Raw genomic sequence first — 15286 nt, forward strand, 5'->3', positions numbered from 1 at the left:
CGTGGTCAGGGCGTCGATCGTCGTCGGTGAACCGGTGCGGCCGGTCCCGGCGGTGCCGCACCGGTGGCACGTGGTCGGGTCGACCGCGCACCCGCTGGCGTCGCGCCTGCGCCGTGACGGCGGCGAGGCGGGCACGGCCGTGCTGCTCGGGTCGCGGTTCCGGCCGGCGGACAACGCGCTGCTGCTGGAGGGGGTCGCGTCCGCCCTGCGGCACGGCGGTCCGCTGGTCCTGGCGCACCTGGGTGCGGGCGGCGGCAGCCTGCTGCGGGTCGCCGCGCTGGAAGACCCCCGCTTGGCCGTGCGGGTCGTGGAGTTGCCCGCGGTGCCGTCACGGGAGGTCGCCGACCTCGCCGTGGCGGCCGTGGACTCCGTCGACCCGGACCTCCTCGTGGACGAGCGGGGGCGGATCGCGCGTCCTGCCGGCCAGGCGGTGGAGTTGCCGCCCCGGCGGCCGTTGGCCGGGACCGGTGTGCTGGTCACCGGTGGGGCGCGCGGTCTCGGGTTGCGCGCCGCGTTGGTGCTGGCCTACGTGCACGGGTGGTGCCCGGTGGTCGTGGACGCCGCGTGGCCGGACGCCCGGGCGGAGGAGCGGTTGGCGTCGGTCGGTGCGGTGGTGGTGCGGGCCGACGTGACCGATCGAGGTGAGCTGTCACGCGCGCTCGCGGACGTCGGCGTGCCCATCGGTGCGGTGGTGCACTGCGCGGGGACGTTGGCGGCCGGTGCGGTGCGGCGGTGCACACCGGCCGACCTCGCCCGTGCGCAGGCCGCCAAGGTGACCGGCCTGCGGACGGTCCTCGACGTGCTGCCGGCCGACCGCCTGCGGCACCTGGTGGTGTTCGGCTCGATCACGGCCCGCGACCCGCACCGGCAGATGGGCGCGTACGGGTTGGCCAACGAACTGCTGCGCCGTGCCGCGCTCCGGGAAGCGGCCCGCTTGCCGGGCTGCTCGACCGTGGTCGCCGAGTGGTCGCTGTGGAGCGGGGCCGGGATGGCGCACGAGGTGGGCGCGGTCGCGCAGGCCAGGCGGATGGGGATGACGCCGATCTCGTTGCGCGCGGGCATGGACGCCCTGCTGCGCCTGCTGCACTGGCCTTCCGGCCGCGACCACGCCGCGGCGATCCGGCTCGACTAGGTGCTCGCACCTGGAGGTTGTGGACGGTTCGACGGGTGGTCGATCCACGGCAGGGTTGGCAGGAGGGGTACGGCGGGCACCGTGGACGGTGAGGAATCGGCCGCTTCCCGTCCCGTATGAACGCCCGGGCCGGCGCTAGCGCGCGTTCGCCGCCGATCCGCGTGCGGCGGGTGGTGGCGGGTCGGCCAGGCCGAGCATGCGCACGCAGCGCTGGATCACGTCGGTCGGGCCCTCGATCTTCACCCCGCCCGTCGCGAGGGCCTCGAACGGCGTGGTGAGGCGGGCGCCGATGCGGATGAACGTGTCGGGGGCGCAGGTGACGAGCAGGTTCGGGCTGTCCGCCTTGCCCCTGGTGAAGCCGAGCTTGCGGTCGACCACCTCGACCGCGAACGCCTGGTCGCCGACGCGGAACTCGTAGACCTCGTCCACGTCCGGCACGCGGTCCTCGATGATCATGGCCTGGACCGCGAGGAAACCCCACTCCGCACGCATCGCGTCGGCGTCGTCCTCGTCGTCCAGGAACGCCATGCCCCACCGCGCCAGAGCAAGCAGCGGGCCGCGCAGCTCCCGTCCGGCGTCGGTCAGCTGGTAGAGCTTGCCGCGGCCGTCTCCCGGCACGGGAAGCTGCTCGATAACTCCATGATCTGATAGCGATCTCAGTCGTTCGGAGAGCAGGTTCGGCCCGATCCCGGGCAGGTTGTCGATCATCTCACTGAACCGGACGGGACCGATGAGCAGCTCACGAACGATGAGGAGGGTCCAACGTTCGCCGATGATGTTCAGGCCGGCGGCCATGCCGCAGAACTGCCCGTAGTCGCGTCTGCCGCTCACCGCCGCCTCCTAGCGAGCTGTGATGACTCCCCGCAAGGATAGCAACCGCATCGCACGGGTGGTCGCCCGACTTGCCATCGCTTCCCTGGCGCGACGGGGATGAGGACGGACGCGAGAGGGCCCGACACCTCACGCGGCGCATGTGGCGAACGGTGCGGTGTCGGGCCCTGGTGCTAGGCGGGCGGTGTGGTGCGGTAGCTCTCGGTGTAGTAGTCGCCGAGGCGTCGGCGGTAGTCGTCGGCGTCGAAGGTGTCCGGGTCGTACTCCGGGGCCTGCCGCACCTGGTCCTTGGTGCGGTCGACGTGGACCTTCTTGGCCTCGTGGTCCACCGTCGCGACGGCGCCGACCGGCAGCACGACCTTCAGCTGCGACAACCGGGTGCCGGCGTCGACCAGCAGGCAGTCGGCGGGCACGCGGGCGTTCGACTGGTCGACCTCGCCGATCACGCCGTCGAGCGCCTCGACCTCGTACCCGAGCAGGCCGATGTCCGGGCGGTCGTGGCGCTCGGTGGACCGGGTCGCCTCGTCGGCCTCGGGGGAGTCGGTGTCGCGCCCGTCGAGCAGCTCGTCGACGTTGCGCCACACCCACGGCGCGAACGGGATGGGAAGCGGGTGCATCTCGGCCTCCTTGGTCGTGGACGACCGGGGAGTACCCGTTCGGACCGCCGCCGAGACGCACTTGATCTACTCCATGACTTCAGTGCTGACCAAAAGAGATGTCCGGGCGTGGAACGGTACCGCAGGGGCTACGAGGTCCAGCGCCAGACCGACGGCGGTCGTCCGCCCTTGGGGAGGGCGGCGGCGTGGTCGGCGGTGCGTTCCAGACCGGGCACGCGTTCCATGGTGCGGCCGAGGTTGGCGGGGTAGGGCCGGTCGCCGGTGAGGGATTCGGTGACGTCGAGGGCTTGCGCGGTGGTGAACTCACGGCCCAGCAGGCCGGCGGTGAACGCGGTGTCCCGCCACAGGAGGCCGGCGAGGATCGGGCGGCAGTCGCGCACGATGCGGTCGTGGTCGAACGCCAGCGGCGGTACCCCGGCGAGCGCGGTCCAGGTCGGACCGTCACCGGTGAGCCGGGCGGGGTCGATGGTGGTCCACAGGGCGATCGACAGCGTCGGTCCGCGCGGGTCGCGGGACGGTTCGTCGAACGTGGTCAGCTGGCCGGAGGCGGAGATGGCCTGCTCAGGGACGCCGAGCTTGCCGGTCACCGCCCGGCGGGCCGCGTCGCGCAGGCGTTCGCCCTTGCCCAGCAGCACACCGGGCAGGGCGAGCTCGCCCGCGAACGGTTCGAGCGCGCGGGGTGCGATGCCGAGGAGCACGGTGCGCGCGGCCGGGTCGAAGCGCAGGGCCAGCACGTCCACCGACACCGGGGTCGACTCGATCATGGCTCGATTCTCCCGCATTCACCGGAGCGCCGGTGTGCGCAGGGCGTAGTCGGCCCGGTCGGGTCCGGCGCCGGTGACGAGGACCGGCACGCCGAGGTGTTCCTCCAGCCAGGCGACGGGGTCCGGCATGGCGGTGAGGGTCGGGGTGCGGTGGGTGAGGAAGTCGGTGAGGTCGGTTGTCGGCAGGGGTGCGTCGTAGGTGGTGGCGACCTGGAGGTCGGGTGCGTCCAGGTGCGTCACGGCCAGCGCGTCCACCCCGCCGCAGGCGGTGATCGCGTGGCGGAGCAGGACGGCGTCGAGGTGTCCCGCGCGCCAGGCGCCCTGGTAGTGGCCGGTGCCGTTGTGGCGTTCGGGGAACCGGGCGAGCACCCGGGGGTCCTCGGTGGGGAAGGGGCCCGCGCCGTGTCGGGTGTGGTAGGTCCGGGTGACGCCGATGACCGTGGCGTGGCGGTGTCCGAGCAGGTCGCGGGCGTTGTCGGGGGTGACGGTGGACCAGGTGGTGTGCGGGTGGAAGCCGTGCCGTTGGTCGAGGAGCACGCCTTGGGCGCCCTCGAAGACGAGGCGTCCGCGGTCGGCGAGTCGGCCTACTTCGTCGCCGGTCGTGATGCGGACGGCGTCGGCGAAGTCCCGGTAGAGGGAGACGAGGTCGTGCACGGACGTGCCGTCGCCTATGAGTGGTTCGTAGAAGCGGGCCAGGGTGTCGAGCTTGGCGCGCAGGGTGGTCGGGTCGGCGCAGTCGCCGACGGTCGGTGGTGGGCCGGGGGTGCCGAGGACGTGCTGGTCCTCCACCACGTCGCCCGGTGCGGCGTGGCGGTCGGTGAGGAGTCCGTACCAGGCGGTTTCGCCGATTCCCCTGCCGCAGGAGCCGTGTCGGCCGGCTCCGCGGGCGTCTTCGCGGGCGCGGTTGGCGGCGACGTGGATGGGGGTGGTGAGCAGGGCGTCGGCGTCGATGGACAGCAGTCGGAGCGGGTCGGTGATGCCGAGCCGGGCCAGGTCGCGTGATTCGCGGGCGAGGGCGATCGGTTCGACCAGGACGTGTCGGGAGAGGTGGGTCGGCACGCCGGTGAGCGTGCCGGACCCGAACTGGCTGAAGGTGTGGTGGTGGTCGCCGGTGACGACGTTGTGGGCGGCTTGTGCGCCGCCGTTGAAGCGGACGACGGAGGTGACGGGTCGGTCGTGGCAGAGCGCGTCGACCACGGCGCCTTTGCCCTCGTCGCCGAATCCGAGTCCGACGACGATGATGTGGCCGGTCATCACGTGAGGGTGACGTCGTCGGGGCCGTCGAGCAGCGGGGGAGTGGCGGTGGTGGCGACCGTCTTGCCCCCGACGTGGACGAGGGCCTTGCCGACGGCCGCGCTCTCGGTGACCGAGCCGATCTCGGCGAGGTCGACCATGGCCTGGTCGAGGTCGACGACGCGTTCTTCCATGCCGATGGTGGCGGCGATGAGTTCGCAGACGGCGCCGGGGTCGTCGAGCTTGAGGAAGTGCTGGCCGAGCAGGTCGCGCCAGTGGTCGGCGATCTGGGGGTCGTTGTAGTAGGACGACTGGTTGGGCAGTACGAAGTAGACGTGCCACTTGCGGCTGAGTTCGCGGTAGATCGAGGCGGGGTCGATGTCCTGGTGGATGTCGTCGCCGATGATGCGGCGGATGTGCCGTGCTTCGAGTCGGGGCTTGTTGAGTTCGTCGCCGATGAGGAAGAGGTAGCCCTTGCGGCCGCGTTTCTGCCAGGCGTCGGTGGTGACGTGGCGTGCCACGAAGTAGGCGGCGAGTTCGTAGGACTCGCTCTTCTGGCCGCCGCCGTTGCCTTCGAGGAAGATGGTGCGGAGTTGTTCGTCCATCCGGTTGTCGGATTCGAACTGTCCGATCTGGAGTGGGACGCGGTCGCTGTCGGCGTCGCCGATGCCGCCGAACATCAGTTGGGGGTCGGTGAGGTAGCCCTTGCGCTGCAGCAGGCCGTGCAGCTTGCCGAGCTTGCGCTGCATGATCTGGGGTACGCGGCCCATGGAGCCGGTGACGTCGAACAGGACCGCGATCGGGGTCGAGTCGGCGTGGTCGGGTGAGTCGCGGCACTCGCGTGCGGTGACGTGCTTGGGGTCGAGTGAGGGGTCGGCCTTCCACTCGCCGGAGGGGCGGTTGCGCATCGTGGCGGTGTAGCCGAAGTCGTCGATGCCCTTGGCGGCGCGGAAGGTCTTGGCTGCCGCGTAGGCGTTGTCGTCCCACTTGCCGTGTCCCATGTCAGGCTCCTGTTCTCGGTGTTGCGAAGGGGCGGAAGGTTCGTTCGCCGTGCAGTTCGTGGAGGAGGTCGTCGTACTCGGTGAGCAGGTCGACGGCGTCGGGTCGTCGGTCGGGGTCGTCCTGCGTGCACCCGTGGGCGAACCTGCGTTGTGCGGTTTCGTTGTGCGCCAGCAGTTCCAGCATGAGCGTGTGTGCCATGTGGATGTCGGTGGCGGGGGTGACGGGTTGTCCGCGGTGGACTTCCGGTGGGTAGTGGGTGGTCTTGTCGGTGGCCAGGAGTCGTTCGCCCGCGGTGACGGCGAACGTCCAGCCGGCCAGCACGATCCCGTGTTCGCGGGGGTGGACCAGGACGTTGTCGGCGGTGATGGCGCCGTGCACGAGGCCGGTGCGGTGTGCGCCGGCGATGGCTCGGAGCAGTCTGCGGTGCATCCACGCGTAGTCGCGGCCGTCGAGGCCTCGTGGGTGGGCGCGTCGGATGTCGGCGAGTGTGACGAAGCCGTCGACGAGTGGTGCGAGCACGGTGAAGGCGCGTGAGCCGCGGGTGACGTCGCCGGAGGTGTCGACCAGGTGGGGGTAGTAGGGGCGGAGCCAGCGGTGCTGGTCGGTGAAGCGGGCGAGTCGGCGCAGGGCGTCCCACTCGGCGTGCAGGAGGGGGTTGAGCGCGGGGTTGCGGACGACCTTGACGACGTGTGGGCCGTCGGTGCGGTAGAGGTTGGTGACGCTGCCGACGGCGTGCCGCTGGGTGAGTCGGTAGGTGGTGCGGTCGGTGTGCAGGTCGACGGGGGTGGCGTGGCGCCACTCGTGGTGGAGGCGGTTCAGCTCGGCCGCGGCGGCGTGCGCCCTGGTGTCGTGCGCGTCGACGCGGTCCGGGTGCAAGGCGGTGGCGAGGTGTCGGTAGAGCTGTTGTGCCTGCTTGTGCCGGGCCGGGTCGACGGGGCCGAAGAGGTCGGTCGCCGAGCCCGCCCGTTCGACCTTTCGAGCGCTTCGTCCCTGGTGAACATAGTTTGAGTCTATACGACTCAAACCGGTGATCGGCGTGGAATACCGTGTGACGCCGGTCACTTCGCGGGTGCGGCTCCGCCGGTCGGTCTCGGGTGATCGCGGGGAACAAGGTCTGCCTCGCGCACCGCGGGCGGGTTCAGCGGCGGCCGCCTGCGCCTGGAGGACGGCGCGGTGGCGTGATCAGCTCGTGGCGGTGGCCGAGCGGTGCGCCACGGTCGCCGCCGCGAACGGCCGCCACGCGACCACGGCCACGCCCGCCACCACCACGACCGCGAACCAGAACGGCGTGGTGATGCCGAACTGGCGGGCCAGTGCGCCGCCGACCAGCGCGCCCAACGCGGACCCGCCGGTGCTGAGCAGGAAGAAGGCGCTGCCGACCCGGCCGCGCAGTTCGTCGGGCACCTCGCGCTGCCGCACCGATTGCGTGATCACGCTCCACACCACCGCGTGCACGCCGAACACCACGAGGACGGCGCCCGCCACCCAGACGGAGCGGGCCAGCGCCAACCCCAGGTGGGTGCCCGCCTCGACCACCAGGCCGACCCGCAGCAGCGCGGTCGGCCCGAACCGGTCGATCAACCGGCTCGCGACCGCCGTGCCGAGCACGCCGCCCACCGCGATCGTGCTGAAGAGCAGGCCGAACCACGTGGGGGCGAGGCCGAGCCGTTCGCCGGAGTAGAGCACCAGGATCGACACCACGCCCATGAGCGTGAGGTTCATCAGGCACAGGCACAGGGCGAGCGTCCGCAACACCTCGTGGTGCCACAGCCACCTCAGCCCTTCGCCGATCTCCGCGCGCACCGTGCGGCGCACGACCGTCGCCTGCTCCGGGACGCCGCGCAGCGTCGCGAGGAGCGCGGCGGCGATCAGGAAGCTGGCCGCGTCCAGGCCGAACGGCACCGCGGCGGCGATCACGAACAACGCCGCGCCGACCGGTGGCGCGAGCATCTGGTTGCCGAGGATGTGCGTGGCCATCAGGCGCGAGTTGGCGCGCGGCAGGTGGTCCCGGGCGACGACCGAGGGCAGCAGGGCGGACGAGGCGTTGTCGGCGATCGTCTCGCCCACGCCGAGCAGGAACAGGCAGGCGTAGACGACCGGCACCGCGGCGTTCCCGGTCCAGATGGCGACGGCGAGCCCGCCGACCACCGCGCCGCGGGCGACGTTCGCCGCGACGGCGAGCCTGCGCCGGTCGAACCGGTCCACGACCACGCCGCTGAGCAGCGAGAACAGCAGCCACGGCAGTTGCTGGGCGAACACCGCGCCGGCCACCAGGGCCGGGTCGTCGGTGAGCGAGGCCAGCAGCAGGGGACCGGCGGCCAACGTCATGCCGTCGCCGATGTTGGACACCGCCGAGGCGAACCACAGCTTGGTGAAGTCGGGTCCCAGTGCACGTGCCATGGTGGCGCACAGTAGCGAGCCCACCCTCCCGGGGCACCGCGATCGTCACCGGTTCAGCCCAGAACGGAATCCGCCCGGAGTGGACGGGGCGGGGGTGGCGGGGCGGTGGACAGACCGGCCCGGCGGCACGCATGATTCGGTCGATCACGAACTACCGCGAGAACTACCTGGGGGAACCGCGCATGGCCTCGCCGTTGGACAACCCGGCCTGGACCTCGTTGACCGGGCCGCACGCCCGCTTCGCGCAACGGCACGGGCAGGCGCTGCGCTACGACCCGGACGTGGCGACGTTCGCGGCGCTGCCCGACCGGCCGGACGCCGGCGTGTGGTCCGACGTCGCCGCGCTGGCCGGGCCGGGGGCGATCGTGCCGATCACCACGCCGCACACGCCGCCCGCCGACTGGGAGGTCGTCGAGCGGTTCGACGCGGTGCAGCTGGTGGACGACGGCGTGCGGGTCGCCGAGGACGCGGAGGACGCGGAGGCGGTCCGGCTCGGCGTCGCCGACGTGCCGGAGATGCTGGAGCTGGTCGAGCGCACCCAGCCGGGCCCGTTCCGGCCGCGGACCGTCGAGCTGGGCACCTACCTCGGCATCCGGCGGGACGGCGCGCTGGTCGCGATGGCGGGCGAACGCCTGCACCCGCCCGGGTGGACCGAGATCAGCGCCGTGTGCACCGATCCCGCCCACCGGGGCGGCGGACTGGCGACCCGGCTGGTGCTCGCGGTGACGGCGGGCATCCGGGCCCGCGGTGAGCAGGCCCTGATGCACGCCTCCGCCACCAACACCTCCGCGATCCGGCTGTACGAGTCGCTGGGCTTCCGGCTGCGCAAGCGGTTCGTCATCGTGCTGCTGCGCGTGCCCGCCGCGGCGAACGTGCACGCCTGACGCGGCGCTTCACCCCTGCGGCAGGCCGGCCACGAACCGGGTGACGAGCTCGGCGGCGATGTCGCGGGCCTTGACGTTGCGGCGCTGCGACATCCCGGTGATCCGCCGGAACGCGGCGTCGGCGTCGCAGCGGTGCAGCGCCATCAGGATGCCCACCGCCTGGCTGGTCGTGCTGCGGCTGGCCAACGCCTCGCGCAGCGTGCTCGCCTCGCGTTCGCCCTCGGCCAGCAGGGCTTCGCGGAAGCTCGACAGCTCCAGGTGGACCCTGGCGCGGGCGATCAGCTCGGCCGGGTGGAACGGCTTGACCACGTAGTCGTCCGCGCCGTGGCGCAACCCCTCGACCGCCGACTCGGTGCCCGCCCTGGCGGTCAGCAGCACCACCGGCACCCGGCACAGCACGGGGTCGGACCGCAGGTCGCCCAGCAGCGCCAGACCGTCGCGGCCGGGCAGCATCACGTCGCTGAGCACCAGGTCCGGCCGCGCCGTGCGGGCGTGCGCCAACGCCGTCTCGGCGTCGCCGACCGCGCCTACCAGCCAGTGCTGCGCGGACAGCAGCCGGGTCAGGTAGTCGCGCAGGTCGGCGTTGTCCTCGACCAGCAGGATGCGCCGCCGCGCCTCGCCCGCCACCGGCTCGGGCGCCACCGGCGGCGCCCACTGCCGGGCCTCGCCCAGGAAGCTCGCGCCGAGGTCGTGCGGCGCCATCCGGCGGGCGGCCTCGGCGGCACCCACCCGCGGCACGGTGACGGTGAACGTGCTGCCCCGGCCCGGGGTGCTGCGCACGGACACGGCGCCGCCCAACGCCGCCGCCAGGTCCGCGACCAGCGACAGGCCGATGCCCACGCCCTCACGGCTGCGACCGGTGACGCCGTCAACCCGGTGGAACCGCTCGAACACGCGGCCCTGCTCGGCCTCCGGGATGCCCACGCCCGTGTCGGCGACCGTCAGCACGCAGCTGTCGCCCGTCGTGCGCAACGTGACCGCGACCGTGCCGTCGGTGGTGAACTTGACCGCGTTGGACAGCAGGTTGAGCACGATCCGCGCCCACATCTCCTGGTCCAGCCACACAACCCCACCCGACACGTCGACCACCAGGTCCAGGCCCAGCTCCTCGGCCGCGGCGCGGAACATCGCGGCGCAGTCCGCGGTCAACGCCGCCACGTCGGTCGGCTCCAACCTCAGGTGCGGGTGATCGGCGCGGGCCACGTCGAGCAGCGTGTCGACCAGGCGGCGCAGCCGCAGCGCCGCCCGGTGCGCGGCCGACACCGCTTCCCGCTGACCGGCGGGCAGCGCGTCGGCGTGCTCCTCCAGCAACGTGCTCAACGGCGCGAGCAGCAGCGTCAACGGCGTGCGGAACTCGTGGCTGATGTTCTGGAACAACCGCGTCTTCGCCGCGTCCGACTCCGCGGACGCCACGGCCCGGGCGCGCTGCGCCTCGTAGGCGACCGTGTTGTCCACCGCCGTGGCCACGCCCGCCGTCACCAGGTCCACGAACGAGGCGTACGGCTGGTCGAAACTCCGGAACGGGCTCAACCCCACCACCAACGCGCCGTGCGTGCCGCCCGCGCCCGCCGTCAACGGCAGCACCAGGGTCCCGTCCGACCCGATCATCTCCGCCCGCCCGGTCGCCGCCACCCGACCCACCACCTCCGACGAGGCGTCCGCGCCGTCACCGGTGGACGCGACCAGCGCCGGCTCCCCGTCACCGGCGCGCAGGTACGCGGCCACCCGCGGCAGGTCCGCCGAACTGCCCGCCAACACCTTCACCGCCGCGCGGCAGGCGTCCGCGGCTGTGTCCGCCTCGACGATCGACAGGGTGCCGAGCTGCCGCAACGTCTCCAGCCGGCGCTCGCCCAGCACCCGCGCGGTCACGTCCGTGGTCGCCACGAAGATCCCCGCCACCGTGCCGTCCTCGGCGTGCACCGGGCTGTAGGAGAACGTCCAGTAGGTCTCCTCCAGGTAGCCGTGCCGGTGCAGGAACAGCAGCTGGTTCTCCGAGTACGTCGACACGCCGGCCGACGCCTGCCGCGCCAGCGGCACCAGCTCGTCCCACACCTCGGCCCAGCACTCGGCGCCCGGCTGGCCGATCGCACTCGGGTACTTCCCGCCCAGCACCGGGGTGTAGGCGTGGTTGAAGATCTGCACCAACCGCGGCCCCCACCACAGCAGCATCGGCACCCTCGACGGCATCACGGTGCGGATCGCCGCGCGCAGCTCGACCGGCCAGCGCTCCACCGGCCCCAGCGGGGTGGACGCCCAGTCGTGCGCCCGGTGCGCGGCGCTCGTCGCGTCGTCACCGGGGAACAACCGTCGCGCCGACCACTCGACCACGTCCGAACGCCTCCCCGGCGTCACAGGCGAGACGACGTCCACGGCACCGGACAGGCCTCGCACTTGCCAATGACCTGAGCGGCTGGTGTATCAACCGGCCGGCCAGATGCTAACCGACGGTGTCGGCGCGGGCACGCTCTGCCCGCGACCACGCGGACCCGGGCCGTCGGAGGTCACCGACCTGGGACGGAAGGGAATCCACAGGGTCTGGACCGCGCCCCGGCACGACGTGCGTCACGCGATTCACCCGGTAGTGGGACCGGCCCGCGCAGCACCTGCGCGACCACCGGTGAACCCCGCTCGCTCCGGCGTCGGCGACCCGGGTCGGCCGTGGCGCACCTGGTGGCGATCTTCCCGACCTCCCCTTCGGGGGCGGCCGGACACCACACCGCCCGGCACGGGGCGCGGTGTCGGCCGCCACCTCCGACGCCCTCGCCACGTGCCGGGCGGCCGACCGCGTACTGCGCCGGCAGCAGGTCGGACACCGCCGGCCGTCCTGCCGCCGGCCGGACCGGTGCGGCCGGCGGCCTGGGTGTCGTTCGGCGTGCCGCTGGACACCCTGGTCGTGCGGTCCCCGCCGGCGACCCCACTGACAGTCCACATAGGACGTTACTTCCGGTGTTCCGGCGCCGGGACCGAACCCGGTGTCCCACCCTCGGGTGCGGCCCGGTGCGCGCAGTGGTGGACTGGGAGGAAGTCCGACGAACCGGGTGAGGATGGAACATGGCTCTCGACCAGACCCGCGCGACCCCGACCACGACCGCGCCGTGGTGGACCTCGACGGTGGTCTACCAGGTGTACCCGCGCAGCTTCGCCGATTCCGACGGCGACGGTGTGGGTGACCTCAACGGTGTCGCGGCGCGGTTGGACCACCTGGAGCGCCTGGGTGTGGACGTGGTCTGGTTGTCGCCGGTGTACGCGTCGCCGCAGGCCGACAACGGTTACGACATCTCGGACTACCAGGCGATCGACCCGGTGTTCGGCACGCTGGAGGACTTCGACCGCCTGCTCGCCGAGGTGCACGCGCGGGGCATGAAGTTGGTGATGGACCTGGTGGTCAACCACACCTCCGACGAGCACCCGTGGTTCGTGGAGTCCCGTTCGTCGAAGGACAACCCGAAGCGGGACTGGTACTGGTGGCGTCCGGCGCGTGACGGGTTCGAGGCCGGGCAGCCCGGAGCGGAGCCGACGAACTGGGGTTCGTTCTTCTCGGGATCCGCCTGGACGTTGGACGAGGCGACGGGGGAGTACTACCTGCACCTGTTCGACCGCAAGCAGCCGGACCTGAACTGGGAGAACCCGGAGGTCCGGCACGCGGTCTACGAGATGATGCGGTGGTGGCTGGACCGGGGCGTGGACGGCTTCCGGATGGATGTCATCAACCTGATCTCCAAAGACCCGGACCTGCCCGACGGCGCCACCACCGGCGTCGGTGGCCTCGGCGACGGCTTCCCGCACGTCGCCACCCGCCCCGGTGTGCACGACTTCCTCCAGGAGATGCACCGCGAGGTGTTCGAGGGCAGGCCCGGCGAGTACCTGACGGTCGGGGAGATGCCGGGCGTGACGTGGGAGCAGGCCAGGCTTTTCACCGACCCGGCACGGCGCGAGCTCGACATGGTGTTCCAGTTCGAGCACGTCTGGCTGGACCAGGGACCGGGCGGCAAGTTCGACCCGAAGCCGCTGGACCTGCGCGACCTGAAGGCGTCGCTGGGCCGGTGGCAGACCGCGCTGGGCGAGGTCGGCTGGAACAGCCTGTACTGGAACAACCACGACCAACCCCGCGTGGTGTCCCGGTTCGGCGACGACGGCGAGTGCTGGCGCGAGTCCGCGACCGCGCTGGCCACCGTGCTGCACCTGCACCGCGGCACCCCGTTCGTCTACCAGGGCGAGGAACTGGGGATGACCAACGCGCCGTTCGCCGGCGTGCACGAGATGCGCGACGTCGAATCGCTCAACCACTACCGCGAATCGGTCGCCGCCGGCGGCGACCCCGAATCGGTGCTGCGCGGCCTGCGCGCGATGGGCCGCGACAACGCCCGCACCCCCGTGCAGTGGGACGCGACCCGCAACGCCGGGTTCACCGCCGGCGAGCCGTGGCTCGCGGTCAACCCCAACCACACCTGGCTCAACGCCCAGGCCCAGTACGACGACCCGCGCTCGGTGTTCAACCACTACCGCAGGCTCATCGACCTGCGCCACCGGCTCCCGGTCGTGGCCCTGGGCGACTTCCGCATGCTGCTGCCCGACCACCCGCACGTCTACGCCTACGAACGCACCCTGGACGACACCCGCCTGCTCGTCGTGGCCAACCTCGGCGGCACACCGCAGACCGCCGAACTGGACCGCGAGTGGTCCGCCGCCCACGTCGTCCTGGCCAACACCGAGGAAGCGCTGGTCTCGCCCGGCCGGGTGGACCTGCGACCGTGGGAGGCGCTGGTCTTCACGCGGTGACCACGACCCCCGCCCGGCCGACCGCAAGCCGCCGGCCGGGCGGGCGTCGCCCCACCCGCGCACCCCCGCGGACCTGCGGATTGCAGGATTGCGCAACCGGCTTGCACGGCCGACCGTGCAGAGTGGCGAGCGGGGGGCGCAAGGGGGATCGACGGGCGAGGTGGGTCGTCGGAGGTGGACGGCCCACCTCGCCCGGCACAGCCCGCGTCGTGGCACGCGGACCGCGGCCTGCCGCCGATCCCGGCCGGTTGCCCGCCGTCGTCCCGCCCCTGACCGGTCAGCCGGCCTCGGGGCGGTGGCGGGTCACCAGCAGGGCGATGTCGTCGCTGGCCGGCTGGTTGCCGACCAGGTCCGCCATGATCCGGGCGCACGCCGACTCCGCGGTCGCCGGTGTCACCTGCCGGCACAGCTGGTCCAGCCGGCTGTCGAGGTCGACGTCACGGCGTTCGACCAGCCCGTCGGTGTAGAACGCCAGCAACCCGCCGGGCGGCAGGTCGAAGGTCGTGCCCTCGCGGCCGGTGACGGCGAGGTCGAGCCCGATGGGCGGCCCGAGCGGCGGGCGGACGAGGCGCGCGGCCTCGCCGGGGAGGGCCAGCACCGGCGGCAGCTGGCCGGCCAGCGCCAGGTCGACGCGGGCGGTGATGGTGTCGATCACGGCGTAGGCGACCGTGGCCATCGTGCTGCGCTCGAAGTGGCTGGCCTTGCGGTCGAGCTTGCCGAGCACCTCCGCCGGATCGTCGAACTCCAGCGCGTAGGCCCGCAGGGCACTGCGCAGTCGACCCATGACGACGGCGGCGGGCAGACCGCTGCCGACCACGTCGCCGATGACCACGCCCATGCGGTCGCCGGGCAGTTCGAACACGTCGTACCAGTCGCCGCCCACGCCGCTGCCGGCCCCCGGCACGTACCGGGCCGCGAACTCCCAGTCGGACGTGGTGGGCAGCCGGCCGGGCAGGAGGCTGTCCTGCAACAGGGCCGCCGCCGCCAGCTCGGACCGCGAGCGGTGCAGGTGCGCCGCCGTCGCCAACCGGTCGGCGGCGAGCTGGAGCAGCTCGACGTCCTCGTCGACGAATCGGCGCGAACTCGTGCTGCCGATGTGGAGCACACCGATCAGCTCGTCCTCGGCGACCATCGGCACGCCGAGCAGGACCCGCAGACCGCGCTCCCACAGCAGCGGGTTGACCACGGTGGAGGGGTCGACGTGGTCGATCTGCAACGGCTCACGGCGGTGCGCGACCGTGCCGGCGAAACCCGAACCCACCGGCACCCGCACGCCCTGGAGCACCTCTTCCTCCAGGCCGGTGGTCGCCCTGGCCACCAACTGCCCGCCGCTGTGGTCCACCAGCAGCACGGTGGCGGTGTCGACCGCGAACAACGTCCGCACCTGCTGCAACAACACCTCGAACAGCTTGTCGAGGTCCAGCTCGCGCAGCGCGCTGTCGGTGATCGCCTCCAGCACCTGCAGACGCCGAGCCAACCGCCGGACATCCGTCATCGACCCACTCCGTTCCCGACACGCCGACGCGCACCCAAAGGACAGCACGACCGCGTGACGAGGGCCATGCGAGCCGGCGCGGAACAGCTGGGCGTTACCGTGACCGTAGTACGGCACGCGCGCCGGCTCCACCGAGGGCCTCGTCGATC

The 15286-nt window shown here is 72.4% G+C and carries 12 protein-coding genes; 3 read left to right on the forward strand and 9 right to left on the reverse strand.

The window, feature by feature from the left end:
• Window position 1: 1 nt before the first annotated feature.
• Window positions 2–1132 (forward strand): SDR family NAD(P)-dependent oxidoreductase, encoded by a 1131-nt coding sequence (locus AB0K14_RS25325; protein ID WP_360455981.1) that lies wholly within the window; start codon window positions 2–4, stop codon window positions 1130–1132.
• 135 nt (window positions 1133–1267) lie between these two features.
• Here the strand turns inward: AB0K14_RS25325 and AB0K14_RS25330 are convergent, their stop codons facing one another.
• The 7 genes from AB0K14_RS25330 to AB0K14_RS25360 form a co-directional block, all read right to left on the reverse strand.
• Window positions 1268–1963: a winged helix-turn-helix transcriptional regulator gene (locus AB0K14_RS25330; protein ID WP_360455984.1), complete on the reverse strand. Its 696-nt coding sequence runs from the start codon at window positions 1961–1963 to the stop codon at window positions 1268–1270.
• A 173-nt stretch (window positions 1964–2136) separates the two neighbouring features.
• Window positions 2137–2580 (reverse strand): PRC-barrel domain containing protein, encoded by a 444-nt coding sequence (locus AB0K14_RS25335; RefSeq protein WP_360455987.1) that lies wholly within the window; start codon window positions 2578–2580, stop codon window positions 2137–2139.
• Window positions 2581–2708: 128 nt separating this feature from the next.
• Window positions 2709–3344: an NUDIX hydrolase gene (locus tag AB0K14_RS25340; protein WP_360455990.1), complete on the reverse strand. Its 636-nt coding sequence runs from the start codon at window positions 3342–3344 to the stop codon at window positions 2709–2711.
• A gap of 18 nt (window positions 3345–3362) precedes the next feature.
• Window positions 3363–4598: an adenylosuccinate synthetase gene (locus AB0K14_RS25345; RefSeq protein ID WP_360455993.1), complete on the reverse strand. Its 1236-nt coding sequence runs from the start codon at window positions 4596–4598 to the stop codon at window positions 3363–3365.
• A complete protein-coding gene (locus AB0K14_RS25350; protein ID WP_360455996.1) occupies window positions 4598–5578 on the reverse strand; it encodes a hypothetical protein in 981 nt (326 codons plus the stop codon). The genes AB0K14_RS25345 and AB0K14_RS25350 overlap by 1 nt, the downstream gene beginning before the upstream one ends.
• 1 nt (window position 5579) lies before the next feature.
• Entirely contained in the window at window positions 5580–6602 is a 1023-nt protein-coding gene (locus tag AB0K14_RS25355) for an adenylate cyclase (protein WP_360455999.1), read from the reverse strand.
• Between the two features lie 159 nt (window positions 6603–6761).
• The gene (locus AB0K14_RS25360) at window positions 6762–7979 is read right to left on the reverse strand and encodes an MFS transporter (RefSeq protein ID WP_360456002.1); all 1218 of its coding nucleotides are present in this window, start codon (window positions 7977–7979) and stop codon (window positions 6762–6764) included.
• Window positions 7980–8161: 182 nt separating this feature from the next.
• Here AB0K14_RS25360 and AB0K14_RS25365 point away from each other — a divergent pair, with 182 nt between their 5' ends.
• Window positions 8162–8863: a GNAT family N-acetyltransferase gene (locus AB0K14_RS25365; protein ID WP_360456197.1), complete on the forward strand. Its 702-nt coding sequence runs from the start codon at window positions 8162–8164 to the stop codon at window positions 8861–8863.
• A 9-nt stretch (window positions 8864–8872) separates the two neighbouring features.
• Here AB0K14_RS25365 and AB0K14_RS25370 read toward each other — a convergent pair whose 3' ends face one another.
• Window positions 8873–11191 carry an ATP-binding protein gene (locus AB0K14_RS25370; RefSeq protein ID WP_360456005.1) on the reverse strand — a complete coding sequence of 773 codons (2319 nt, stop codon included), beginning with the start codon at window positions 11189–11191 and terminating at the stop codon, window positions 8873–8875.
• Window positions 11192–11914: 723 nt separating this feature from the next.
• Here AB0K14_RS25370 and AB0K14_RS25375 point away from each other — a divergent pair.
• Complete coding sequence (locus AB0K14_RS25375) at window positions 11915–13642, forward strand: alpha-glucosidase (protein ID WP_360456007.1); 1728 nt, start codon at window positions 11915–11917, stop codon at window positions 13640–13642.
• Window positions 13643–13919: 277 nt separating this feature from the next.
• Here AB0K14_RS25375 and AB0K14_RS25380 read toward each other — a convergent pair whose 3' ends face one another.
• Window positions 13920–15137, reverse strand: a complete 1218-nt coding sequence (locus tag AB0K14_RS25380) for a GAF domain-containing SpoIIE family protein phosphatase (RefSeq protein ID WP_360456010.1) — start codon at window positions 15135–15137, stop codon at window positions 13920–13922.
• Window positions 15138–15286: the final 149 nt, after the last annotated feature.

Origin of the sequence: Actinosynnema sp. NPDC050801 (assembly GCF_040673975.1) — a bacterium.
Lineage (GTDB): Bacteria > Actinomycetota > Actinomycetes > Mycobacteriales > Pseudonocardiaceae > Actinosynnema.

What these genes read in the sequence shown, in the direction of transcription:
- AB0K14_RS25335 (WP_360455987.1), bottom strand. Translation starts at nt 2,580, where the DNA reads ATGCACCCGCTTCCCATCCCGTTCGCGCCGTGGGTGTGGCGCAACGTC.
- AB0K14_RS25340 (WP_360455990.1), bottom strand. Translation starts at nt 3,344, where the DNA reads ATGATCGAGTCGACCCCGGTGTCGGTGGACGTGCTGGCCCTGCGCTTC.
- AB0K14_RS25345 (WP_360455993.1), bottom strand. Translation starts at nt 4,598, where the DNA reads ATGACCGGCCACATCATCGTCGTCGGACTCGGATTCGGCGACGAGGGC.
- AB0K14_RS25350 (WP_360455996.1), bottom strand. Translation starts at nt 5,578, where the DNA reads ATGGGACACGGCAAGTGGGACGACAACGCCTACGCGGCAGCCAAGACC.
- AB0K14_RS25360 (WP_360456002.1), bottom strand. Translation starts at nt 7,979, where the DNA reads ATGGCACGTGCACTGGGACCCGACTTCACCAAGCTGTGGTTCGCCTCG.
- AB0K14_RS25365 (WP_360456197.1), top strand. Translation starts at nt 8,162, where the DNA reads ATGGCCTCGCCGTTGGACAACCCGGCCTGGACCTCGTTGACCGGGCCG.
- AB0K14_RS25375 (WP_360456007.1), top strand. Translation starts at nt 11,915, where the DNA reads ATGGCTCTCGACCAGACCCGCGCGACCCCGACCACGACCGCGCCGTGG.
- AB0K14_RS25380 (WP_360456010.1), bottom strand. Translation starts at nt 15,137, where the DNA reads ATGACGGATGTCCGGCGGTTGGCTCGGCGTCTGCAGGTGCTGGAGGCG.